Here is a 21,795-nt window from a genome sequence, read left to right on the forward strand (position 1 = left end):
ATCTTGTATAAGGAATAAATATGCAGGAACCCAACAGAATCCTCACTCCCTCAGGGTGAGAGAAGGATTAATGCTAAGTTAAATCACCCTGTGACTCATTTTAGGTAATAGTTATAAGCCTTAAGGATTCGCCTCATTAATGGGCTTCATATCAAGTAGAGCAAAGGTAGATGAGGCTGTAATTGGATTAAACTCAGTGATACTGGGGCCATCGGTAATTGGTAGGGGGAGTTTCATTGATGATTACGTGACTGTAGGCTACCCTATTAGGCGGAAGATTAAGACCATTAAGCATATTAATGAACTTGATTCAGTTAGTGACGGTGCCAGGATTGGGGAGGGGTGTGTGATAAGGAGGGGTACGGTTATTTACGAGAGTGTTGAAGTGGGTAATAATGTTGAGACCGGGCATAACGTGTTAATTAGGGAGAACACGGTGATTGGGGATGGGACTAGGTTAGGTACTTTAACTGTGATTGATGGTGGCGTTAAGATAGGTAGGAATGTGAGCGTGCAGAGTATGGTTTACATACCCATAGGTACTGTAATAGAGGATGAGGTCTTCATAGGGCCAAACGCAGTGATAACTAATGATAAGTACCCACCCAGTAGAAGGCTTCAAGGCGTGGTTATTAGGAGGGGGGCTGTTATTGGTGCTAACGCCACTTTAATAGCTGGTATCGAGATTGGGGAGGGGGCTGTGGTGGCTGCTGGGTCAATAGTGACTAAGGATGTTAAGCCAGGAACTGTTGTCGCTGGTGCCCCAGCTAGACCCATGTACGGTGTTGATGTGTACGTTGAAAAGAGGAGGGCTTATGAATCAATGGGTTAAGTTACTTAATCTGCCTATGAGCTCCTTATGAAACCTCTCATCATCAATAATGCTCCTTATTATTGACTTAATAACCTCCATTCTAGACATCTCCTCACTTGTTAATACCCTTGATGATGACTCATAACTACTCAATACGTACTCATACATGCTTAAGGCTATTGACTCATAATCCTCAAGCTCCATTAACCTATTAGCCAAATCCTTAGCCACACCACCCCTAACCATTGCCGCACACTCCCTTATCCTACTAAGCCTCCCCTCCAGTTCCCTATTCATGGATACAACACCCTCAACGTTAAGTGAACCCTTAAGGCCACTGAGCAGAGTCTCCTCAATACCCTTCAATATATCCCTATGCTTAGCCGAATCCCTGCTTATTAACTGCAGGCTAATTCTACTTAATTCATCAGTGGCTAATTCACTTAATTCACCGTATAATTCAGCTAACTCATCCTCAACCTCCTCAAGATTCCTCAACATACTGATTAATGCAGCATTAAAATCCCTAGTAACCATAGGGCTTATGCATAAGCCGTGTTTTAAAGCATTCGATGATGAAAAGGACCGTAAGGTTAATTAATTTAAGGGCATTAACGCATTAATGAGGGTTAGCTTCCTAGGCGTCGGTGGTTGGGTTTCAATGCCCTGGCTAAACCACCCCTCAATACTTGTTGAGGCTAAGGGGGTTAGGCTACTTCTTGATGCCGGGGAGGGTTCATATAGGCAGTTAAGGAGGTGTACTGGCCTTGATGTTGACTCAATAGACGCAGTCATAGTTACTCATGGGCATGGTGACCACATCCTCGGCTTACCCTCATACGTACTAATGGCTGGTTCAAGGGGCATTAGGCTAAGTGTAATAGCCCCAAGGTACGTTATGGATGATTTAGTAAGCCTAATTAAGGCTACACACATTCAACAGTACGTGAATGCGCTTAACCCAATACCCGTTGATACGCCGAATGAGCCATCCTTCATAATGGAGTTTAAGGGTATTAGGATTTACGCTGTTAAGGTTAACCACACCGTGGAGGCTATGGCTGTTAAGTTAATTGACTCAGATGGATCATGCCTAACCTACAGTGGCGACACAGCACCCTCACGGTCACTGGTTGAGTTGGCTAAGGGCTGTGGTGTACTTATTCATGAGGCGAGCGGGAATCCAGGCTTTGAGGAGGAGGCTCATAGGCATGGCCACAGTACCGTTAGGGACGCCGTTAATATTGCTAGGGAGGCTGGTGTTAAGCAGTTAGTGTTAACCCACTTCTACACAGTTAACCCAATCATAAGTGAACTGGGTGAGGGGTTAAGCCTAATGATACCTTACGAATGCTCAACTATTGAAGTTAAGTAAGGGATCTTAAACACCACTATTCCTAATCTCCCTCAGAAGCCTCCTAAGGAACTCCCTCCTACGCCTAATCCCCCTCAGCCTACCCTCCACGTTACTCAACGGCACCCCCATCCTCCTAGCCTCAGCCACAGCCCCCTGGACATTAGCCTCCTCAATACGCAGCCACTCATACATAACCCTAATCCTCCTAACCTCCCCATAAGCATCATAGCCCTGCGGCTCAATATTAATGCCTAGGTAATCGCTAAGCCACTTAACCCTAGCCTCCTCATTATCCCTAAGCGCCCTTGATGCATCAATACCCCCAAGGAACCTAGAGTACTTGGTGGTAAGTAGCTTAATTAAAGGTGACTCACTGCTCATTAGGCATCAGCCTCTCCATAACCCTCTGCCCAAGGTACTTGTCCTCAACCCTACTTTCAACATTACCCACAACCTCATCATTAACCTCAACAACCTCAACTTCATTAACCTCAGCCACCTCATCATTAATGGGCCTAAGCCTACTCACTGCAGTGGCCATGTTTAAGTCAATAACCCTTAGTATTGAGTAGAGGGAGTACTTATCTATTTTATTATTATATGCGTAAATTAAGGCTAACTCAAGAATCCTCCTACTTGCATCATTAGCAAGCCCCAAGGCCTTAATGCTACTTAACAGTAACTGCCTACTCTTACCCATGATTACTGATTCTCATTAACTACATTAAAAACTAACGTGTAGAATCTGTACTCACCATGAGTTTAAAGTTTAAGCAAATAAGCTGCTACGTAAATTACGCAATAATTTATTGAGGTAACAAACATTAATTCTTAGTACTACCTGCATTAATAACTTGATATAAACCAATGCATAAAACTTAAAAAACATATATCGATGGGTAATACATGGATTATTCAAGTAAAAGAATGAGGAGGGGTATTGAACCCATAGTGGCCGCAATACTATTAATAGTGATAACTGTGGTGGCTGCAGTACTACTTTACTTCTGGTTCTCAGGATACTTATCGGCAACCACGACAAGAGTATCACAAATATCGGCACCGGAGGAGGCTCAAATAATTGGAGTTAACTACGCCCCCACTAGCAATTATTTAGTCGTATTCCTTCAGAATGTTGGGCAAATACCTATAACCATAGCGCAGGCATATATATTAAATAGTACAACACTCAATGTAGTATGTTCACTAGCAATAAGTGGGTATACGCCATTACCTAGTTCAGTCTCCAGTACATCGGGCCCAGTATCATCAGTATCCACTGTAACCATAGGAGGCAGTGGTGCGGTAGCTATATTTCTTGGTTTATCAGGCTGTAGCCTAAGTCCAAACACCATATATGTGGTTAAGCTTGTTACTGCTAGGGGTACTCAGATAACTTACGAGTTCTCAACGTAAAGGCTTAAATTTAAGCCTGTGTTTAAAATAATCATGGTTTCTTTAAGGCTTGGTTCAAGTGAAATAACTGGAGCCGTGCTTATTCTAGTAATCTCAGTGGTACTTAGTGTGGCTTTACTAGCCTTATTCATAAACTACATTAATAATTCACTGCAGAGCCTTTACAGTGGCCCATTAGGCTACCACTGTGAATTCACCGTGATTGGTTATGCAATGAATGATACGGCAGGTACATATGAAGTGGCCCTTGCCCTCTATAATTACGGTTCAGCGACATGCATTATTAATGGTGCAGCCATCATTAATGCAACAACCGGTAATGTGATAATGATTATACCCTACAGTAGCCCCATTAAGTTCAGTAAATTCACCATAGTGACCATTAAGGTTAATTCAATTAAACCACCCTTCATAATTAGGTTCTATGCAAATGACGGGTACACGGGTGACGCCATTGTCGAGTAGGCTTGGGCTTGGTGAAATATACGTATTCGCAATATTCATGGTGGCTGCTGTGGTACTTCTACTCTCAGTACTGTATATGGTTAATTCAGTGAGGGGATTCATTAGTAGGGAGGCCACCTACGCTGCATTAGCCTCATCATCAAGCATAAGCCTAATACCCCAGTCGCCACCACTGGTTAACGGTGGCTTCATCTACGTTAACGCATCCCTTGAGGGTAACTTAGGCGTATTCAGCATAGGCTCACTACCAGGCTACGCCCTCTGTACAGTTAAGTTGATTAATGGGACAATGTACTATGCCCAGGGCTCAGTATCATATGATTCAATGAATGGGGTAATTAATGTTCATGCTAAATGCCCACTATCAGTAAAGAATCCAAGCAACTTAACTCAATTAACCCTAACCCTGCCAACACCATTGGGTTCAAGCATTCAATTAACCTTCAACTACAGGCCAAGTATACGAGTATTCGAGTACCCACAGTACACTAGCCTAGGCTCTAATGCTACGATCAGCCTATACGTTTACAATAACTCCACTGGGTGGGTTTACGTTAACGCCTCAGTGATCAGCGGCGATGGTTACGTGGTTAAACTCGGTAGCGTAATGATACCGCCCGAATCCTCAACATTACTGGTTAACTACACGTTAATCAATTCACCCACAATGACGCTAAGCTACACCATTAATAACCTAGCTACAATTAATAAAACCATCACCATAACACTAATTAGCCAAACAACCACCACAACCTCAATACCAACATACTGCACACCCGGTAAAACCGCATTCGCTTACCTGGGTAACGGAACAAGTAACATGCTTAAATCCGGGGCTACAAGTGGCCTTTACTGGAATTACATGATTTATAATGGCACCATTAATGGGCTTGTTAACCCAATATACATGTATGCAATAAATACAGGTGGCTTAAGTAATACAAATGGGTATGTATTAATCCTTTACTATGATTTATCCACCCTAAACATCCACATATCTAACTACCCCATAGTATCAGCTGTTCTTTATCCAACCCAATACACGATTAATGGAACCTTATTCTTCATATTCATAGTAACCAGTAACAATAATCTCATAATGGTTTATAAGTCATCCAATGTTAATCCATCATCAACAGCCCCCAATACAAACGCCGCAACCAACGCCAGTAACCTAGTAGCTTCAATTCTTGGTACTAATAATAAAAATATATACATGATATCAAATGGTTCAATATTTAGTAATGCATTACTATATTACCATGTTAATTTAGCTAATATAATTAGTGGTAACCCTAAGTATAAGTATATCGGTATCGGTGTGTATCTTCCTAACTACTATTATCCTAATTATGGAATCGCCTATTGGGATTACTTATGTATTTCCAGTTCATAATTCATATTTTACCTAAATCTAGTGATTAATCAATTATGAGCCCCTAACCTATTTTCATGCCTGAACTTGGAATTAATTCTAAAATAGGATACGCCTAGATTCAAGGCTAGCCGGTAAGTAATGGAGTATTAATGTTAATTCAGTGAACATGATTAATGAGGCTTAGTGCTACATAAATTAGCAACTGGTATCACTGTTTAAGCATTTTTAAGGCGACTTCCCTTAACCCAAGCTTCCCCTCTCTAAATAACTCAGGTTCCATTTGCCTTATATTCCTTGACAACTGTGGTTTAAACTCCATTTTACTTAAAATATCCCTCTCAATATCCACACCTGGCGCATACTCCTCAAGTAGCAGGCCTTCAGGTGTTAACCTGAATACTGCCCTTTCAGTTATATAAAGCACCTCCTTGCCTGCCTTTAGGCCTAGTTCAGCGTTGAAGGCTATTTTATAGGGCTTCTTAACGAACTTAACAATATCACCATCCCTCCCAATTACTAACCTACCGTTCTCAATCCTAATATCCCTCTTACCTGCGGTGAAGGCTCCGGCGAAGTATATCCTAGGTGCTCCATGGACTATTGATGGGAATCCACCAGGTCCAGGTAGTCTCTCAGGTAGGAAGCTTGGGTTAACGTCACCCCTTGGTCCAACCTGCATGAAGCCCAGTGAAGTGGCGTTAATTGCCCCACCCTCGTATATAGTGAATTGATCAGGCATTGGTATTACTGCGAATGGGGCTATGGCTACGCCGAAGTCGTCGCCATTTAGGGCTATTCCACCCCATGGACCTGACTCAACTGTGGTGAATATTAAGTCCCCAAGCCCCTCCTCACTAATAATCCTAGCCACTGTTGATGGTATCCCAATACCTAGGTTAACTATGAGGGGTTTACCCACCTTACCGAGTAGGTTAACTAACTCAACCGTAACCCTCCTGGCTATAACCTTCTCAAAATCCATTTTACCATCCTGCTGGAGGCAAATGTTACTTGGGGTTACGCGTCCACACACCCTTGGATCATACTTTATGGATGCTGATTGAGTGTGGTACTCCATGGGTGCCTCAACAATGTAATCTATTAACGGCCCTGGGACGTGAACACCCTTAGGTCTTATTGAACCAGCCTTAGTAACGTACATTACCTGAGCCACCACCATGCCTGGGTTGGGCATTGCCTTAGTGGCCTGGGTTATGGCTAATACGGTGCCGTATATTGCCTCATCCTCCATGCTTAAGTTACCTAACTCATCGGCTGTTGAACCCCTTATTAAGGCGGCGTTGGGCTTTGGGCAATCATACATTAAATACTCCTCCCCCTTAATCTCAATTAACTCAACCCTACATGCCTTACGCTCCCTGGCTAATTCATTAAGGTAAATCCCATCCTGCCTGGGGTCAAGGAATGTGCCTAAACCAACCTTAGTGATAACAGGTAGGCCAAGGGCCTTACTCCTAAACCAATGCACTGATACACCTATTGGCCAGGTGTAGGCCTCAACCCTATTCTCAAGGGCTAGGCGTTGAAGCCACGGTGATTGGCCTAGGAATGGGAGCATGAAGCCCCTAATGAAGTTGAAGTCACCCTCATCATACATTGATTTAGCCACTAGGTCAAGACCATGGTTATTAGCTGCGGGCAATGTGTCTGATACTATGAATAAGCCACTGGGGTGCCCGGTCCTCCTGTATAGGTCGAAGAGCTTTATTATGAGGTATTCAGGCATTGTGGCTGCATTAAAGCCTGAAATAGCCACCACTGAATTATCCTTAATATTGCTTAACGCCTCCTCAGCATCAGTAATCTTAACGATAGTCACTTAACTCCCCTAGCTGGGACTAGATGTTCAAGCTTAAATCACCTATTTCATTTTATGTTAAGCAAGAATAAAACGCATATTAGGCAAATGTCGGATACTAAAAATTCAACTCACATTTACTCTAACCTAACTCTTAATAGAAGTACACTTTAAAAACCCTCCCATATGATTAAAACCCTACTACTCGAGTTTAATCTCATTAATGTTAATCCTCTCCGGAATCTTAGCTCTCTCAAATCTCCAGGCTTCCTTACTTAATGGCCTAGTGGCGTCAATACCCATCTTTGTTGTTAAGCCTATTGATTGATCAATGGCTGCTGGATCAAGGCTTGAACCCCTAACACCCTCAATGATCACCAGGTCCTCGTCAGCCCTAAACCTGGTTGCAATTGCCCACTCAACCTCATTCAAGTCATCAATGTTAACATCATCATCAACAACCACAACATGCTTTAAACTTGGGTGGGCGGAGAAGGCTGCCAGTATTGCGTTCTTACCCTCACCCTCAATTGTCTTCCTAATAGCCACAATGGCGTGAAGCCAACCCCCACCACCCCTCGTTAATCTAACGGCCTTAACATCAGCCACAGTCCTAACTGCATTCCATATCCTGGCCTCCTTCTCAAAACCCATTAAAATAGAGTTCTCAGCATCACCGGCGACAAGTACATGCACTATTGGGTTAGGTTTAACATAGATTGAGGTTATTTTAACCACAGGCTGCCTCCTAACTACATCGTATGTACTCATTACGTCAACGCACGGACCCTCATCATGCTCAGCATCCTTAAGAATGAAACCCTCCATAACCACTTCCGCATCAACTGGAACTGGAACACCGTTACTCAGCCTAAAAACCCTTAATTCACCGTTCATGAGCCTATTGGCGACACCTAATTCACTGACACCATACGGTGGGGAGGAGGCTGAGGCGAGGAGGAAGGCTGGGTGAATTCCCCAGACTATGGCTATTGGTGTATCACGCCCCTTAGCCTTATTATCATTAAAGATCCTGTAGAGGTGCCTTGGCACAAGCCTAATCACGAACTTATCCCTATCAATAACTGTAAGCCTATGGAAGGATGCATTAACGTAGTCACCTAAACCAAGAACCACACCACTGGTTAAGCATGGTCCAGGCTCCCTCTCAAAGAACCTCGGCACTGGGAGCTTACTTAAATCAACCTCACTTAGCCTAATGAGCGGGAAGTCATTAACCTCCCTTGGTTCAAGGGGATTAGCCTCAGCGTTAAGAAGCTTAATGTAAGCCTCCTCAGCATTACTGACCCCTAGGGCCATCATTAACTTAACCCTAGTATCCACTATGTTGGCCACAGCCCTGAAGCCTGGGTGATCCTTAATGTTATTGAAGAGTATGGCTGGCCCAAGGCCACTGAACCTATGAGCAATTAGCGGTATATCGAACTCCACCGCCATGGGTGAGTTAACTACCTTAAGTAAACCAGCCCCCCTTAATTCATTAAGGTAATTACTCAAGTCCATTAAGTACGCACCACCAGGCCCTTAATTAAGTATTAACCGTATTACCCCGGGTGATTAATTAGCTATATGTGCATTATTTGAGGCATGTATAGGTTAAGCACGTAGTTAAGCGCCACAGCGATTATAGTCATTATTGATGAGTGCATTAACCCAACGCCAAGATTCCTGTAAACCACCTTACCTATTATCATGCCTGTGAAGATTGATTGAATCATAATGCTGTAGACGAATAGGGAGTTTATGACGTTAATACTTAGGCTACCGAATGATATTAGGCCAGTGGGTAGTGAACTCACTATTGTTGAGGTTACTGAGATTAACCTAGGTATTAGTATAGCCAGTATCACTGAACCCAGGAACACGTATATTATTATTATCGTGTAGGCTAACGCAATGTATGGTTTAAGGGAATTAACCTTATCAAGCTCATTAACAACAACATTATCAAGCTCCCTATAGGCTAAGTCAAGAACCTCAGCAGCCTTAGTACCACTCCTCAGGGCTGATTCAAGAACTATTGAGGCTAATTCAAGGTACCTATTGTTAAGCTCATGGGCAAGGCCCATTAAGGCAGCGCTCAGTTCACCGGGCCCTACTACACTTAACCTAAGCCTACCACCAAGCTCCCTAGCCAATACACCACCCTGCTTAAAGGTTAAGTTAATGGTCTCAGTTATGGTTAAGCCTGTGCTTAACCCATCCCTAATCACCCTAATGAAGATGGGTAACTCACCTGTAATGTAATTATTAATCCTCCACCTACCGTATTCAGGTATTGATGCTATTAATATTACTAAGGCCGCTGAGGCTACGTACACCGATACGTAAACGTAGTTACTGGGTAATGGTATGTTAAGGGAGATATTCATGAAGCTTAAGGTAACTAACACCTTAGGTGCCGTTAAGTAACTGAGTGCAATAATTATTGTCACTACCAGTGCAGTGGTGTACTTAATAATTATGTTTAACTTAACCACACGGTGCATTAATTCTTAGAGCTTTTAAACATAATACTCATAGTCAGGTTTTTAAGGTAAGGGATTAAAATACTGTAATACTAGTGAACTTAATGCACGTTACTGATTACGCTGCATTAGATGGATTAGTCCAAGTATCGATACTAATGAGTAGGGATGGCCAATACATTTACTGGGTTGAGGAACCTAAGTTAAGTAAGGAGGAGGAGAAGCTACTCCTAAGGATTAGGGATGAGTTAGTGAGGTTAATGAGCGCTAAGAATGCGCCATCAATATACGATTACGGTAATGTTAAGGAGTACGTTAAGGGTATTGCTGAATCATTAATTAGGCGTTACGCACCCGGTATTAGCACTGAGGGGGTTAGGAGAATAATGTACTACATATTGAAGAACACTGTTGGCTTCGGTTCCATTGAGCCTCTTGTTAATGATCCTAGGGTTGAGGATATTCACATTAATGGCCCAGATAGGAGTGTTTACGTGTGGCATAATAGGTATGGTCATATTAAGACTAATATAAGCATCAGTGATGATGAGTTAAACAGGTTAGTGACCCTCCTCTCCCAGAGGATAAGGAGGAACCCCAGTTCAGCGTCACCAATACTTGAGGGACTTCTAATACCTGAGAACCTAAGGGTTGAGATACTGCTTAGGGATGTTGCCTCAATAGGCCCAGTGATTACTATTAGGAAGTTTAGGGAAGCGCCTTTAACCGTAGTGGAGATGATTAAGCTAGGTACCTTAAGCAGTAGGCTGGCTGCCTACCTATGGTTCATGCTTGACCACGGAGTCAGCATACTCATAATAGGACCCACTGGCGCAGGGAAGACCACACTACTTAATGCACTACTCTTCCTCGTCAGGAATGGGCTCAGGATAATTACAATTGAGGATGCTAGGGAATTATATCTGCTTCACGACCACTGGGTGCCCCTGGTGGCTAGGACCTCTGAGGCTCCCGGTGTAGCTAATGTTGATCTGTATGAATTGGTTAAGGTATCCATGAGGCTTAGGCCCGATTACATTGTTGTTGGTGAATTAAGGGGTGAGGAATCATACGTCTTCTTCCAGGCATTGGCAAGTGGGCACACTGGATTATCCACACTTCACGCCTACTCAGCTGAAATGGCGATTAGGAGACTGTTGTCTAAACCCATGGAAATACCTGCAACACTATTAACGTCACTGGGCGTTATTGTGCAGATAAGCGTCGTGGCTAAGAATGATGAGATAACCAGGAGGGTTACTAGGGTTGAGGAGGTTATTGATGTTCAGGAGGATAGACCTGTGCTTAACAGGGTTTTTGAATGGAGGAGGAGTGATGATAGTATAGTTAATGCGAATGATTCAGTACTAGTGAGTAGGATTATTGAGAACCACGCCCTACAACCTGATGAGGTTAAGGCTGAGTTGGATAGGAGGGAGAAATTCATATCACTCATGGTTAAGAACAACATAACATCCCCCAGCAGTGTCTTTGAAATAATAAATAAGTACTACATGAACCCTGAGGAGGCCTTCAATGAGTTGAATAAAGGCAAGACCAGTGAGGGTAAGTGAGGGTCAGTAACTTCATTACAGTACTTAGGAATTGGCTTGATTCATATTCACGCCAAGTCAGCGTTAAGAGCGGGTATACGATATCATCTGAGTTAATTAAGGTTAGTATGCTTTACCTATTCACCCAGGCAGTTGCATCACTTGCCTTAGCCATTATTCTAGTTAAACTGGGGCCTAGGATTTCACTACTCTTTATCCTGATCTCAGCATTATCATTAACGGCGATAGGGATGATTAACGCCTACATCGTGATTATGCTTAGGTCAAGAGCCAGGAAATTCGAGAAGTCGATGACCACAATACTGCTAACCATGATACCTTTAATGGCCAGTGGGGAACCATTAGTTAACGTATTCAATTACCTAGCTTTAATTAAAATTGAGCCTGAGGTTAATGAGGAATTCAGGAGACTGGTGAGCGAGGCTTACAGCGGCTTCGACATAGTGAGCGCAATTAAGAGGAGTATTGAAAGGGTTCCATCCAGGGTGTATAATGATGTAATGAGCATACTTGTTGAATCATATGGGGTAAGTGGGAGTATAGCCGATGTGCTTGCGCTTAAGTTGGATTCAATAATAAGGAGGGAGCAGTCGACGTTTAAGTCAAGGACCCAGGCCTTATCACTAATGATGGAGGTTTACGTGGTTTCAGCTCAATTACTGCCAATACTACTCATAATACTAACCATATCACTGGCCCCATTGGGCTCCGTTCCAATAAACCCGGAGGCCCTAATACTACTCATGTTCCTAATCTACGTACCAGCAATTGGCTCAGTCTTCTATATAATAATGAGTGGGTTACTGGATTAAGAGGTAACTCACTAGAATTTAGCCGTAGTCTCAAGTATGGGGGCCTCTTAATGCCTCTACAGGCTCTTTAATACCCTTAACGCTAGTTTATTCAAGCTAAGTTCCCAGAACCACACCCTAGGTAGGTTGGGGACGGTAAAGCATAAATACTAAGCCTAATAGCCATTAATATGGCCTACTGGGGTGTATTGGCTGCGGTGCTTTTCCTAGTATTCATAGGGCTTGTAGTGGATAGGTTAATACTACTTATTAGGAGGATAATTAAAGTTAAGGTAACGAACCCTGTTAAGGTCATGAGGTTTGAGGCTGGTAATGTACCTGTGGGGCCTGTTAAAAGCGCCTTACCAATGCAGTACGTTGGCTTCCTACTCATGTTCCTATCAGTGGAACCCATTACGGCGCTTCTACTAGCCTTATCAATAGCCTTCACGGGGCCCCTCAATACCGGTTACATAATGCTTTTCACAGCCTTCATAGTAACATACTCACCGTTAATCTACGTAGCCTACAGCGACGTAAAGTACATGGCCTATGAAGTCCCCCGTAGAGTTATTTTGAGTGGAAACGCTGAATAGTAATTTTTAAAAACGTAACAAGTCCAATAGGTTGTGAGTAATTATGGGTGATACAACTGTTAATACGTTGAAGATAACGTTAAAGTCCATTGGGATGGATATTAAGCTACTACCGGACTCATTGGCAAGCTGGGGTACTAAATTCTCAATATGGCCAGCCCACTTGGTTACCGCATGCTGTGGAGTGGAGTTCGCCCACGCATCAGCTCCAGGTTATGATGCGGAGAGGTGGGGGTTCCTGCCTATATTTGGGCCTAGGCAGACAAACTCAATAGTAATAGAGGGTACTGTAACAAGGAAGATGGCTAGGATTGTTAAAACGGCTTACGAGCAGATGCCTTACCCCAAGTTCGTGATAGCCATGGGTTCATGCGCCATGGAGGGTGGGGTTTTCTGGAACTCATACCACGTTGTTAGGGTTAATGAGATTGTTCCGGTTGATGCATGGGTCATGGGTTGTCCACCAACCCCTGAGGCTGTTATTAGGGCTATTAGGATGGTTCAGAGTAAGATTGAGGGTAAGGAGGTTAAACCCAATATAAGGCCAAACCCAGTTGACTTATCTAAGGTGCTTAAACCCGATAAACCCCAAAGGCCACCTAACCCACCCCATAGGATTGAGTTTGAGTTGATTAAGGATATTAATGTCTGTAAGCCGGCTGCTAACGTTAAGTGGGAGCTTGGGCAGAAGCTTATTGATGGGTTTAAGGAGTCTCTTAAGGATGGTGTTAAGAATACTGCAGTGAGGGGTGTTAATGACTTATGTGTAATGTTGAGTAATCAGAATCACCTTAAGGATGCTGTATTATCAGCCTTTAAACTAGGCTTCGACCACGTTAAGTCAATTAACGTAATAGACCTCATAAACGCCGGTGTCTTTAGGATGGAGTACGTGCTTGGCTCATACTCAAGCAAGGAACTTCAACCAGTCCTACTAGCAATATACTTTGATGTACCTAGGGATGAGGCTAAGGTACCCTCAATAATTGATATCTACCCAGGCGCCGATTACCAGGAGAGGGAGCTCCACGACTTATTCGGTGTCTGGTTTGATGGAAACCCATGGATGGGTAATAATTTCCTCCTAGACCCAGACACACCTGTTAAGTACCCACTTAGGAAGGAGTATAGAATCCCCTCACTTAAGGGGGTTGTGGTGGAGAGGTGATTAATGTGACTGAGCGTGAAGTCTCAATTAACGTACCCGTGGAGGTGCCTGCTGAGGTTAAGTCACTCTTCCTACCCATCCCCAAGAACATGGTTGAGGAGGCTTATAAGTCTGATGAGTACCTAGTCCTCATTGGCCCAGCCCACCCGGGTAGTGGGCATATGAGGATTATCCTAAGGTTGAAGGGTGATTATATTGTTGAGGCAGTACCAGACCCAGGTTACGTGCATAGATCCGTGGAGAAGCTTGCTGAGACGAGGCTCTTCGTGCATAATATACCGCTTGTGGAACGCCCCACAATAGCTGAGTCATCAATAATGGATCACGGTTACGTTAGGGCCATTGAAGAATTAGGCCAACTAGATGTACCTCCAAGAGCCCAGTACCTGAGGGTCATCATGGATGAGTTAAGTAGGATAGGTGACCACCTCTATGATACAGGAATACTAGCAGTATTCCTTGGCCACTCCACAGGATACATGTGGGGTTTCGGGCTGAGGGAACTCATAGTAGACGCCTTAGCCAGGATGACTGGAGCCAGGATAACAGTATCCTTCGTAATACCCAGTGGCGTAAGGTGGGATGTTCACCCAGATGTCTTAAGGTACATCTACAATATGACCTTCTTCATTGAGAAGAAGATTGATGAACTAGGCACAATATTCACCAAGAACCCAGTCACAGTAAGCAGGATGAAGGACGTGGGTGTTTTAACCAAGGACCAGTGCATTAAACTAGGCGCCGTTGGCCCATTCCTAAGGGCCTGCGGTGTTGAATATGATAATAGGAGAGCAAGACCATACGCCGTTTATGATCAATTAGAGTGGGAGATACCTGTGGCTGATGAAGGTGACGCATACTCAAGGTTCCTAGTTAGGGTTGAGGAGATTAGGCAGAGTCTTAACATAATAAGGCAGGCTGTTAAGAATATTCCTGAAGGACCCGTGATTGGTAATAAGTTAATGACCAGGGTACCACCTAAGGAAAGGGAGAAGGTTGCTAAGGACATTAGGAATTACTTATTCAGGCTATTAATAGGCTTAACGCTACCTGAGGGTGAGGCCACCACGTTAACTGAGGCCGCCAGAGGGACTTTACTCTATTCCCTTGTGAGTGATGGGAAGTCCAATGTACCCTATAGGCTTAGGATGATTACACCATCCTGGTATAACCTTAAGCCATTCATGGAAAGCCTAAGGGGGTATAGGTTAATGGATCTACCAGCCATATACGGTTCATGGGGCTACTTCCCACCTGAGGCTGATAGGTAACGTTAAACTAAGGGTTCTTAATTCCCCTCATAGTGTGGAAACACTTTAAAGGGGTATGTATAATTGGTGCTTATGGCCATTGAGAGGACGCTCGTAATAGTTAAACCTGATGGTGTAAGGAAAGGGTTAGTGGGTGAGGTTATTTCAAGGCTTGAAAGAGTTGGCTTAAAGATTGTAGCCATGAAGATGACTTGGGCAAGTAGGGATAAGATTGAGGGATTTTACCCAAGTAGTATTGACTGGTTTAGGAGCGTTGGTAATAAGACGCTTAATAGTTATAGGGAGATGGGTATTGACGCCAAGGCTGAGTTGGGTACTGATGACCCTGTGGAGATTGGTAAATTAGTTAAGAAGTGGCTGGTGGATTACATGACTGAATCACCCATAGTCCTAATGGTTGTTGAGGGTAATCACGCTGTTGAGGTTGTTAGGAAGCTTGTGGGTAATACACTACCATATAAGGCGGAACCAGGGACAATTAGGGGTGATTACTCAGTGGATAGCCCTGACTTGGCTAATAGGGAGAAGAGGGCTATAAGAAACATCGTACACGCCAGCGATAGCCCAGAGGAAGCTAGGAGGGAGATAGGCCACTGGTTTAGGGAGGATGAAATATACAACTATTAACCACATGAGTAAAATGAAATCGCACCCCTCATAATCCCTTTAAAACAACATAAAATAGATTAAAGCGCAGAAAGGGAAAAAGAACCCTATAGGAGGTGTTTACAGTTAAGTAATTACCTATGCCCAAAAACCGGCTTAGGCTTATATGGTTCCTCAAGGTACTTTACCTCATCGTCAGTTAACTTAATACTAATAGCATTCACAGCTTCTTCCACGTGCTCCGGCTTAGTGGTTCCTATTATTGGTGCTGTAACACCCTTATGCAGTAGCCATGCGTACGCTATTTGCGTTGGCGTCGCTCCCTTATTATTAGCAACCTCAATAACCCTCCTCAGTATCTCAGCGTTCTCAGGGGGTTCCACGTAAATCCTATAATCACCACTACCTGGCCTAACCCTAGTCTCGGTTTCAGGCACAATTATCTTACCATCCTTATAGTACTTACCTGACAGTATACCAGCTGCAGTTGGGCTCCATGGTATTATACCGATTCCATGAGCCTTGCAGAATGGTATCATTTCCCTCTCCTCCTCCCTGTAGAGTAGATTGTAGACGTTTTGCATACTTACGAACTTCTCGTATCCTTTCATTTCTGCTGTGTATATCATTTTTGCGAATTGCCATGTCCACATGCTTGATGCCCCAATGTACCTTACTAATCCTTGGTGTACTAGGTCTGTTAATGTGGATAAAGTCTCCTCAATGGGTGTATCGTAATCAAACCTATGAATCTGGTAGAGATCAATGTAACCAGTATTCAACCTCCTCAAAGACTCCCTAACCTGCCACATAATATGCTTCCTAGACAAACCCCTAGCATTAGGGCCATTACCCATTTGCCCAAAAACCTTAGTGGCGATAACCACATCCTCCCTCATACCCTTAACCAATTCACCAACAATCTCCTCACTCCTACCCCTCGAATAAACATTTGCAGTATCAATGCAATTAATACCAAGGTCCCAGGCCTTCTTCCAAACCTTCCTAGCATCCTCAAGCTCAACCATCCATGGTGCTGTATTACCGAATTGCATGGCACCAAGGCATATTCTTGATATTTTCAAACCCGAATTACCTAAGTTAACGTACTCCATACTAATTCTAAAAGGGTTGATTAAACCAGTTTATAAAAGTTGCCCATTAATTAGATTTAATGAGGTAATACTTATAAGTAGTGTTTAATTCAAGCCTTTAGATCAATTATGTCTACAGTATCCACCTCCACTGGGTCTCAGATTGTGAAGGTCGGTTTCGTGGGTTGTGGTGGTATTGTTCAGGGTGCTCATGCGCCTAGCCTGGCTCAATTACCTAATGTTAAGCTTGTGGCCTGTGCCGATGTTGATAAGGCCCGTGTTGCTGAATTCCTCGAGAAGTATAAACTCAACTTCTACACGGATTACAAGGAGATGCTTACCAAGGAGACCCCTGATGCAGTAATCATTGCAACACCCAATGCCCTACATGCTCCAGTGGCCATTGATGCCTTGGAGAGTGGGGCTCATGTGTTGACTGAGAAACCCATGGCTATTAGTGTTGATGAAGCTGTTAAGATGGTGGAGACTGCTAGGAGGAGGCAGAGGGTGCTTATGGTTGGGCATCACATGAGGTTTGAGAGGAGTATTCAGGTTGGTAGGAAGTTCGTGACTAATGGTAGGTTGGGTAAAATATACCACATTAGAGCCCTCCACCTTAGGAGGAGGGGTATTCCATCAACCGTAACCTTCCTTCAGAGGAAGTACTCCGGTGGTGGGCCTATGTGGGATATTGGTGTTCACACAATTGATGCAACAATGTTTATGACTAATTTCCCAAGGCCAGTATCCGTGGTTGGTAAGGTTTACTCAGCCTTCTCCGATAAGGCATACATGAGGATGAATTACCCAGTTCCAGTGACTTCGCAATTCGCCTATACGGCGCCCATGGATGTTGAGGACTTCGCAATGGGGCTTATTAAGTTTGAGGGTGATTTAACAATGTACATTGAGGCCACTTGGGCAACTTACATTAAGGAGGATAAACATGAGGTAGCAATAATAGGTACTGAGGGTGGTGTTCATTATGAGGGTGGTTCATTAAGCTACATTCATAGTATTGATGAAGAGTTCATAACATCAACACCCCTAATAGGTCAACAGCAGTCCGCCTATGCCCAGGAGGATAGGGCATTCATTGATGCCATAGTTAAGGGTGCTGTTAAGGCTCCCTACCCAGCGTGCACTGGTGAGCAGGGTGTGTTGGATGTAGCTATCATTGAGACTATTTACAAGTCCGCTGAGAGCGGTAGGGAGGAGGCTGTTAATATTCCTAAGTCAATCATTGATTCAATGGGGTGGTGATTATGGCTAGTTTAAAGATTGCCCTACAACTCTACTCACTTAGGGATGACATGCCTAAGGACCCATTCGGCACCGTTAAGGCTGTTGCTGAGGCTGGCTTTGATGGTGTCGAGTTCGCGGGCTTCTACGGTAAGTCAGCCTTGGAGTGGAGGGAGTTCCTTGATAAGCTTAGCCTTGAGGTTGCTGGAGCCCACATTGGTGTAGGTGGTTTCATTGGTGATGAGTTGAATAAGACCATTGAGTACAATAGACTACTTTGGAATAGGAACCTAGTAATACCTGGTGTACCGGAGGAGTGGAGGAGGGGTAAGGCTGGCTGGTTAAGGTTCGCTGGTATGCTTAATGACTGGTCCAGGGTGTTGAGGGCCTACGGCATGAGGATTGGTTACCATAATCACTGGCTTGAATTCCAGCCCATTGAGGGTGAATTACCATTCCACTTAATCTTCAGTAACACTGACAGCAGTGTCATGGTTCAAATAGACATAGGTCACGCCTACAGGGCAGGCTTAAGTAATAGTGATATTGTTGAGTTAATTAAGAGGTATGGTGGAAGGGTAGTTTCAGTGCATGTTAAGGATTACTCAAAGGAGAAGGGGTATAATTTGGCTGTGGGTGAGGGTGAATTAAACTGGCCTGAAATACTGAGTGCCTTAAGGAAGTATGGGGGAACTGAATGGTTAATAATAGAGAATGAGGAGTACCCGTATAAGCCACCCATTGAGACGGTTAAGGTGAGTATAAGGAATCTAAGAAACATATTAAGCACAGTAAGTTAACCCTAAGCTAGGTTAAAAACCACCACTTACTTCCTTAAATTAAGAACCTTATCAGCAACCCCAAGTTCACTCAGGATACTTACAATACCCTTAAAAGACTCCCTAGTCCCCTCCTCCTTACTACCACTGGGTGGTACGTAGTGTGTTTCCAGTGAGACCACACCACTATAGCCGCTGTCTATAAGTGCCTTGAATTGGCCACGGTAATCAATCATACCTCCACCCACTGGTTTCCAGGCATAGTGCCCATTCTCCACTGCGGCATCCTTAACATGGATATGCATTATTAAGCCCTTGACTGCATCATACCCATGCGGGTATGGGGTTTCACGGGCGAAGAAGGCGTTACCTGGATCCCAAAGAACCCTAACGTACCTGCTCCCAAGTCTATTAATGAATTCCTTAGCCTCCCTACCTGTACCAACTATGCAGCTGTACTCATTCTCAACAACTAGGTGGAAGCCCTCCTTCTCAGCTAATTCCACCGCTGGTTGGAAGCGTTCAATTAATTGATTCATGAAATTACTTAACTCTCCCTGCCACCAGAATGTGAATACCCTAGTGTACTTTAAATCAAGCTTCTTAGATAACTCAATTACCCTCCTTAGGATGTTAATGTGCCTCCTATGGGATTCTGAATCATTAATGTATATTTTAAACGCAGGTGAATCTAGATTAGATATCTCTAGGCCATACTTCTTAACCAGGTTACTTACCTCAGTAATCTCTGAGTCGGATAATTGTGATGCGTTCCTTCCCCAAATATCCCTAATCTCAACGTGTGTTGCCCCAAGTTCGGAAACAACCCTAAGCGCGTGTTCAAGATCCTGGGAAATCTCATCTGAGATTACGCCTAGCTTAAACATACTGACACTACTTTAAGTATGCGGTTCCGCTTTAAATAAACTTAGTCTAACAGTTTTTATAAGCATCATGTTTCAAACATCAAGTAATTATAATTAAGTGAACTTTTAGCCGCTGAATAATGCTTTAAAGTGAGTAAGGTAATTATTAGTATGCCCAGTAAACTAGGTGTTGGTGTCGTTGGACTAGGGGCAATTGGTGTGGTTCATGCGAGAGCCTTAAAGGAACTGGAGCAGGAGACTGGGTGGATTAAGCTCACTGCGGTTGTTGATCAAATTAAGGCTAGGGCTGATGAAATTGGTAGACAACTTGGGGCTAAGGCGTACTACACGTTGGATGAATTAGTGAAGGACCCTGATGTTGATGTAGTCACCATAGCCACCCCCTCATACCTGCACGCCCCCCAAGCCATATACGCAATGGAGTATCATAAACATGTGATAGTTGAGAAGCCAATGGCAGTTACACTTGCCGGGGCTAGGGAAATGGTGATGAAGGCTGAGAGGAATCACGTTAAGCTTGGTGTAGTCTTCCAGGAGAGGTACGCGCCCGATATTATTAAGGCTAAGTCAATAATCAGTAGTGGGGGTTTAGGTAAGGTGTTTCTGGTTGAGGCTAAAATGATGTGGTGGAGGGATGAGAGGAATTACTACAATAGGGATGAATTAGCCAGGAGTTGGAGAGGAATGTGGGAGACTGAGGGTGGGGGTGCCTTAACTAACCAGGGTATTCACACAGTGGACCTAATGTACTGGTTCGGTGGGGAGGTGAGCGATGTCATGGGTTTCTACGTAAATGCCTCACACCCAACAATAACAGTGGAGGATACCGCCGCTGCGGTTTTAAAGTATAGGAGTGGGGCCTTGGGTTCACTGGCGGCTTCAGTGTCAACTCAGCCAAGTGACTTCCAATTCAGGGTAATTAGGGTTTATGGGACTGAGGGGCAGTTGGAGATAAATGATAGGGTAATGACATTACTAGCAACAAACCAGGGTGGGGTTCAGAGAATTAGTCCTGAGGCTAAGAGGGATACCTTAACCCAGACTGAGAACCTTCATAAGACCCTCCTAAGGGACTTCCTCAACGCGCTACGTGATGACAAGGACTTTCCAATAAATGGTTATGAAGGTATGAAGAGCCTTGAGGTAATTAAGGCAATATACTTATCATCAAACACAGGTCAAGCCATTAAACTACCGCTTAACCAGGTGTACGTGGTATGAAGCTAGCCTTCACCAGCCTAGCCTACCCTGAATTAACGCTAAGTGAGGTTCTTGAGAGAGTTAGGAGGTTTGGCTTTGATGGACTTGAGTTAAGGGTTGCTGAGGATGGACAACACTTGAAGCCAATATACCCAGTACCTAAGCAGGATTACGAGTTAATTAAATCCTCAGGAATCAAGTTAAGTAACCTAGCCGGCTACGCCTCCTTCGCCATGCCTAATGAACAGGAGAGGGCTAGGAATGAGGAAACCCTGAGGACACTCATATTAATTGCCAGGGAATTAGAGGCCACTGGGGTTAGGGTTTACGGGGGTAGGGTTACTGATGATGTTGAAAAGGCCGCTGAGAGAATAATTACTTCACTTAATAGGGTTGTCAAGTTCGCTGAGGATAATGGAGTTGTCATAATGATGGAGACCCATGATGACTGGGTTAAGGCAAATAACCTCAGGAGGCTTCTCAATGGTCTTGATGAGGGCATAGGTATTTTACTCGACTTCGCCAACGTGGTTGCAGCTGGGGAGAATCTTGATAATGTCCTTGAGTTGGTTAAGGGGAGGGTAAGGCATGTTCATGTTAAGAACTTTAAACTAATTAACGGTAAGATCAGGTACACTACACCAGATGACCCAGCTGGATTAGTGCCGATTAAGAGGGTGGTTGATTACTTAAGGGGTATTGGCTTCAACGGCTACTTATCGGTTGAGTGGGAGAAGAAGTGGCACCCTGAATTAGAGCCTGCCGATGAAGTGCTACCCAAGTACCTAAGCTACCTGAGGAGTATAATTAACGCCTAAGTATTGCTTAATCCTTATAAGTTAAAGGTAG

General features: G+C 43.9%; 23 protein-coding genes. 15 read left to right on the plus strand and 8 right to left on the minus strand.

All coding sequences use genetic code 11. The annotated features are described in order from the left end of the window. The first annotated feature begins 139 nt into the window (after positions 1-139). Entirely contained in the window at positions 140-832 is a 693-nt protein-coding gene (locus CMAQ_RS02115) for an acyltransferase (protein ID WP_012185478.1), read from the plus strand. On the opposite strand, the gene CMAQ_RS02120 is transcribed toward CMAQ_RS02115, so the two are convergent. After that, positions 821-1,351: a hypothetical protein gene (locus tag CMAQ_RS02120; protein ID WP_012185479.1), complete on the minus strand. Its 531-nt coding sequence runs from the start codon at positions 1,349-1,351 to the stop codon at positions 821-823. The genes CMAQ_RS02115 and CMAQ_RS02120 overlap by 12 nt on opposite strands. A gap of 85 nt (positions 1,352-1,436) precedes the next feature. Between CMAQ_RS02120 and CMAQ_RS02125 the strand changes: the two genes are divergently transcribed. Next, a complete protein-coding gene (locus CMAQ_RS02125; protein ID WP_048062614.1) occupies positions 1,437-2,189 on the plus strand; it encodes an MBL fold metallo-hydrolase in 753 nt (250 codons plus the stop codon). Between the two features lie 6 nt (positions 2,190-2,195). Here the strand turns inward: CMAQ_RS02125 and CMAQ_RS02130 are convergent, their stop codons facing one another. Continuing rightward, on the minus strand, positions 2,196-2,552 hold the full coding sequence (locus tag CMAQ_RS02130; protein ID WP_012185481.1) for a hypothetical protein: 357 nt from the start codon (positions 2,550-2,552) through the stop codon (positions 2,196-2,198). Further along, positions 2,542-2,871, minus strand: coding sequence for a hypothetical protein (locus CMAQ_RS02135; RefSeq protein ID WP_012185482.1), 330 nt, complete (start codon positions 2,869-2,871; stop codon positions 2,542-2,544). The genes CMAQ_RS02130 and CMAQ_RS02135 overlap by 11 nt, the downstream gene beginning before the upstream one ends. Positions 2,872-3,077: 206 nt before the next feature. On the opposite strand from CMAQ_RS02135, the gene CMAQ_RS02140 reads away from it, so the two are divergent. Genes CMAQ_RS02140 through CMAQ_RS02150 form a run of 3 tightly spaced genes read left to right on the plus strand, consistent with a single transcriptional unit; the run spans position 3,078 to position 5,448 of the window. Then, the gene (locus CMAQ_RS02140) at positions 3,078-3,587 is read left to right on the plus strand and encodes an archaellin/type IV pilin N-terminal domain-containing protein (protein WP_012185483.1); all 510 of its coding nucleotides are present in this window, start codon (positions 3,078-3,080) and stop codon (positions 3,585-3,587) included. 33 nt (positions 3,588-3,620) lie between these two features. Then, positions 3,621-4,052, plus strand: coding sequence for a hypothetical protein (locus CMAQ_RS02145; protein ID WP_012185484.1), 432 nt, complete (start codon positions 3,621-3,623; stop codon positions 4,050-4,052). Beyond that, positions 4,042-5,448, plus strand: a complete 1,407-nt coding sequence (locus tag CMAQ_RS02150) for a hypothetical protein (RefSeq protein WP_156769813.1) — start codon at positions 4,042-4,044, stop codon at positions 5,446-5,448. Before CMAQ_RS02145 ends, CMAQ_RS02150 begins: the two co-directional genes overlap by 11 nt. Before the next feature lie 190 nt (positions 5,449-5,638). On the opposite strand, the gene CMAQ_RS02155 is transcribed toward CMAQ_RS02150, so the two are convergent. The 3 genes from CMAQ_RS02155 to CMAQ_RS02165 all read right to left on the minus strand — a co-directional run bounded on the left by CMAQ_RS02155 (position 5,639) and on the right by CMAQ_RS02165 (position 9,750). Continuing rightward, positions 5,639-7,270, minus strand: coding sequence for an acyl CoA:acetate/3-ketoacid CoA transferase (locus CMAQ_RS02155; protein WP_012185486.1), 1,632 nt, complete (start codon positions 7,268-7,270; stop codon positions 5,639-5,641). A 180-nt stretch (positions 7,271-7,450) separates the two neighbouring features. Then, entirely contained in the window at positions 7,451-8,773 is a 1,323-nt protein-coding gene (locus CMAQ_RS02160; protein WP_012185487.1) for a UbiD family decarboxylase, read from the minus strand. Between the two features lie 62 nt (positions 8,774-8,835). After that, positions 8,836-9,750 carry a hypothetical protein gene (locus tag CMAQ_RS02165; protein WP_048062616.1) on the minus strand — a complete coding sequence of 305 codons (915 nt, stop codon included), beginning with the start codon at positions 9,748-9,750 and terminating at the stop codon, positions 8,836-8,838. A 92-nt stretch (positions 9,751-9,842) separates the two neighbouring features. On the opposite strand from CMAQ_RS02165, the gene CMAQ_RS02170 reads away from it, so the two are divergent. The 6 genes from CMAQ_RS02170 (at position 9,843) to CMAQ_RS02195 (ending at position 15,765) form a co-directional block, all read left to right on the plus strand. Next, a complete protein-coding gene (locus CMAQ_RS02170; protein WP_012185489.1) occupies positions 9,843-11,312 on the plus strand; it encodes a type II/IV secretion system ATPase subunit in 1,470 nt (489 codons plus the stop codon). Beyond that, a complete protein-coding gene (locus CMAQ_RS02175; protein WP_012185490.1) occupies positions 11,309-12,124 on the plus strand; it encodes a type II secretion system F family protein in 816 nt (271 codons plus the stop codon). Before CMAQ_RS02170 ends, CMAQ_RS02175 begins: the two co-directional genes overlap by 4 nt. Positions 12,125-12,294: 170 nt before the next feature. Continuing rightward, positions 12,295-12,699, plus strand: a complete 405-nt coding sequence (gene ndhC, locus CMAQ_RS02180; RefSeq protein WP_012185491.1) for an NADH-quinone oxidoreductase subunit A — start codon at positions 12,295-12,297, stop codon at positions 12,697-12,699. A 43-nt stretch (positions 12,700-12,742) separates the two neighbouring features. Further along, positions 12,743-13,867 carry an NADH-quinone oxidoreductase subunit NuoB gene (gene nuoB, locus CMAQ_RS10955; RefSeq protein ID WP_012185492.1) on the plus strand — a complete coding sequence of 375 codons (1,125 nt, stop codon included), beginning with the start codon at positions 12,743-12,745 and terminating at the stop codon, positions 13,865-13,867. After that, positions 13,864-15,138 carry an NADH-quinone oxidoreductase subunit D gene (locus tag CMAQ_RS02190; RefSeq protein ID WP_012185493.1) on the plus strand — a complete coding sequence of 425 codons (1,275 nt, stop codon included), beginning with the start codon at positions 13,864-13,866 and terminating at the stop codon, positions 15,136-15,138. Before nuoB ends, CMAQ_RS02190 begins: the two co-directional genes overlap by 4 nt. Before the next feature lie 72 nt (positions 15,139-15,210). Next, positions 15,211-15,765, plus strand: coding sequence for a nucleoside-diphosphate kinase (locus tag CMAQ_RS02195; protein ID WP_048062617.1), 555 nt, complete (start codon positions 15,211-15,213; stop codon positions 15,763-15,765). A 113-nt stretch (positions 15,766-15,878) separates the two neighbouring features. On the opposite strand, the gene CMAQ_RS02200 is transcribed toward CMAQ_RS02195, so the two are convergent. Further along, complete coding sequence (locus CMAQ_RS02200) at positions 15,879-16,859, minus strand: aldo/keto reductase (protein WP_012185495.1); 981 nt, start codon at positions 16,857-16,859, stop codon at positions 15,879-15,881. A gap of 108 nt (positions 16,860-16,967) precedes the next feature. On the opposite strand from CMAQ_RS02200, the gene CMAQ_RS02205 reads away from it, so the two are divergent. Both CMAQ_RS02205 and CMAQ_RS02210 read left to right on the plus strand, forming a co-directional pair. Next, positions 16,968-18,101, plus strand: coding sequence for a Gfo/Idh/MocA family protein (locus CMAQ_RS02205; protein ID WP_012185496.1), 1,134 nt, complete (start codon positions 16,968-16,970; stop codon positions 18,099-18,101). Positions 18,102-18,103: 2 nt separating this feature from the next. Beyond that, positions 18,104-18,880 (plus strand): sugar phosphate isomerase/epimerase family protein, encoded by a 777-nt coding sequence (locus CMAQ_RS02210; protein WP_012185497.1) that lies wholly within the window; start codon positions 18,104-18,106, stop codon positions 18,878-18,880. 26 nt (positions 18,881-18,906) lie between these two features. Here CMAQ_RS02210 and CMAQ_RS02215 read toward each other — a convergent pair whose 3' ends face one another. After that, positions 18,907-19,746, minus strand: a complete 840-nt coding sequence (locus tag CMAQ_RS02215) for a sugar phosphate isomerase/epimerase family protein (protein ID WP_012185498.1) — start codon at positions 19,744-19,746, stop codon at positions 18,907-18,909. A 150-nt stretch (positions 19,747-19,896) separates the two neighbouring features. Here CMAQ_RS02215 and CMAQ_RS02220 point away from each other — a divergent pair, with 150 nt between their 5' ends. Both CMAQ_RS02220 and CMAQ_RS02225 read left to right on the plus strand, forming a co-directional pair. Further along, positions 19,897-20,967, plus strand: coding sequence for a Gfo/Idh/MocA family protein (locus tag CMAQ_RS02220; protein WP_012185499.1), 1,071 nt, complete (start codon positions 19,897-19,899; stop codon positions 20,965-20,967). Next, positions 20,964-21,764: a sugar phosphate isomerase/epimerase family protein gene (locus tag CMAQ_RS02225; RefSeq protein WP_012185500.1), complete on the plus strand. Its 801-nt coding sequence runs from the start codon at positions 20,964-20,966 to the stop codon at positions 21,762-21,764. The genes CMAQ_RS02220 and CMAQ_RS02225 overlap by 4 nt, the downstream gene beginning before the upstream one ends. Positions 21,765-21,795 lie beyond the last annotated feature (31 nt).

The organism is Caldivirga maquilingensis IC-167 (genome assembly GCF_000018305.1).
GTDB lineage: Archaea > Thermoproteota > Thermoprotei > Thermoproteales > Thermocladiaceae > Caldivirga > Caldivirga maquilingensis.

Bases quoted from the DNA above. Each gene is read 5' to 3' on its own strand.
- CMAQ_RS02115 (WP_012185478.1), top strand. From the start codon at position 140: ATGGGCTTCATATCAAGTAGAGCAAAGGTAGATGAGGCTGTAATTGGA.
- CMAQ_RS02120 (WP_012185479.1), bottom strand. From the start codon at position 1,351: ATGGTTACTAGGGATTTTAATGCTGCATTAATCAGTATGTTGAGGAAT.
- CMAQ_RS02125 (WP_048062614.1), top strand. From the start codon at position 1,437: ATGAGGGTTAGCTTCCTAGGCGTCGGTGGTTGGGTTTCAATGCCCTGG.
- CMAQ_RS02130 (WP_012185481.1), bottom strand. From the start codon at position 2,552: ATGAGCAGTGAGTCACCTTTAATTAAGCTACTTACCACCAAGTACTCT.
- CMAQ_RS02135 (WP_012185482.1), bottom strand. From the start codon at position 2,871: ATGGGTAAGAGTAGGCAGTTACTGTTAAGTAGCATTAAGGCCTTGGGG.
- CMAQ_RS02140 (WP_012185483.1), top strand. From the start codon at position 3,078: ATGGATTATTCAAGTAAAAGAATGAGGAGGGGTATTGAACCCATAGTG.
- CMAQ_RS02145 (WP_012185484.1), top strand. From the start codon at position 3,621: ATGGTTTCTTTAAGGCTTGGTTCAAGTGAAATAACTGGAGCCGTGCTT.
- CMAQ_RS02160 (WP_012185487.1), bottom strand. From the start codon at position 8,773: ATGGACTTGAGTAATTACCTTAATGAATTAAGGGGGGCTGGTTTACTT.
- CMAQ_RS02170 (WP_012185489.1), top strand. From the start codon at position 9,843: ATGCACGTTACTGATTACGCTGCATTAGATGGATTAGTCCAAGTATCG.
- ndhC (WP_012185491.1), top strand. From the start codon at position 12,295: ATGGCCTACTGGGGTGTATTGGCTGCGGTGCTTTTCCTAGTATTCATA.
- nuoB (WP_012185492.1), top strand. From the start codon at position 12,743: ATGGGTGATACAACTGTTAATACGTTGAAGATAACGTTAAAGTCCATT.
- CMAQ_RS02195 (WP_048062617.1), top strand. From the start codon at position 15,211: ATGGCCATTGAGAGGACGCTCGTAATAGTTAAACCTGATGGTGTAAGG.
- CMAQ_RS02200 (WP_012185495.1), bottom strand. From the start codon at position 16,859: ATGGAGTACGTTAACTTAGGTAATTCGGGTTTGAAAATATCAAGAATA.
- CMAQ_RS02205 (WP_012185496.1), top strand. From the start codon at position 16,968: ATGTCTACAGTATCCACCTCCACTGGGTCTCAGATTGTGAAGGTCGGT.
- CMAQ_RS02210 (WP_012185497.1), top strand. From the start codon at position 18,104: ATGGCTAGTTTAAAGATTGCCCTACAACTCTACTCACTTAGGGATGAC.
- CMAQ_RS02215 (WP_012185498.1), bottom strand. From the start codon at position 19,746: ATGTTTAAGCTAGGCGTAATCTCAGATGAGATTTCCCAGGATCTTGAA.
- CMAQ_RS02220 (WP_012185499.1), top strand. From the start codon at position 19,897: ATGCCCAGTAAACTAGGTGTTGGTGTCGTTGGACTAGGGGCAATTGGT.
- CMAQ_RS02225 (WP_012185500.1), top strand. From the start codon at position 20,964: ATGAAGCTAGCCTTCACCAGCCTAGCCTACCCTGAATTAACGCTAAGT.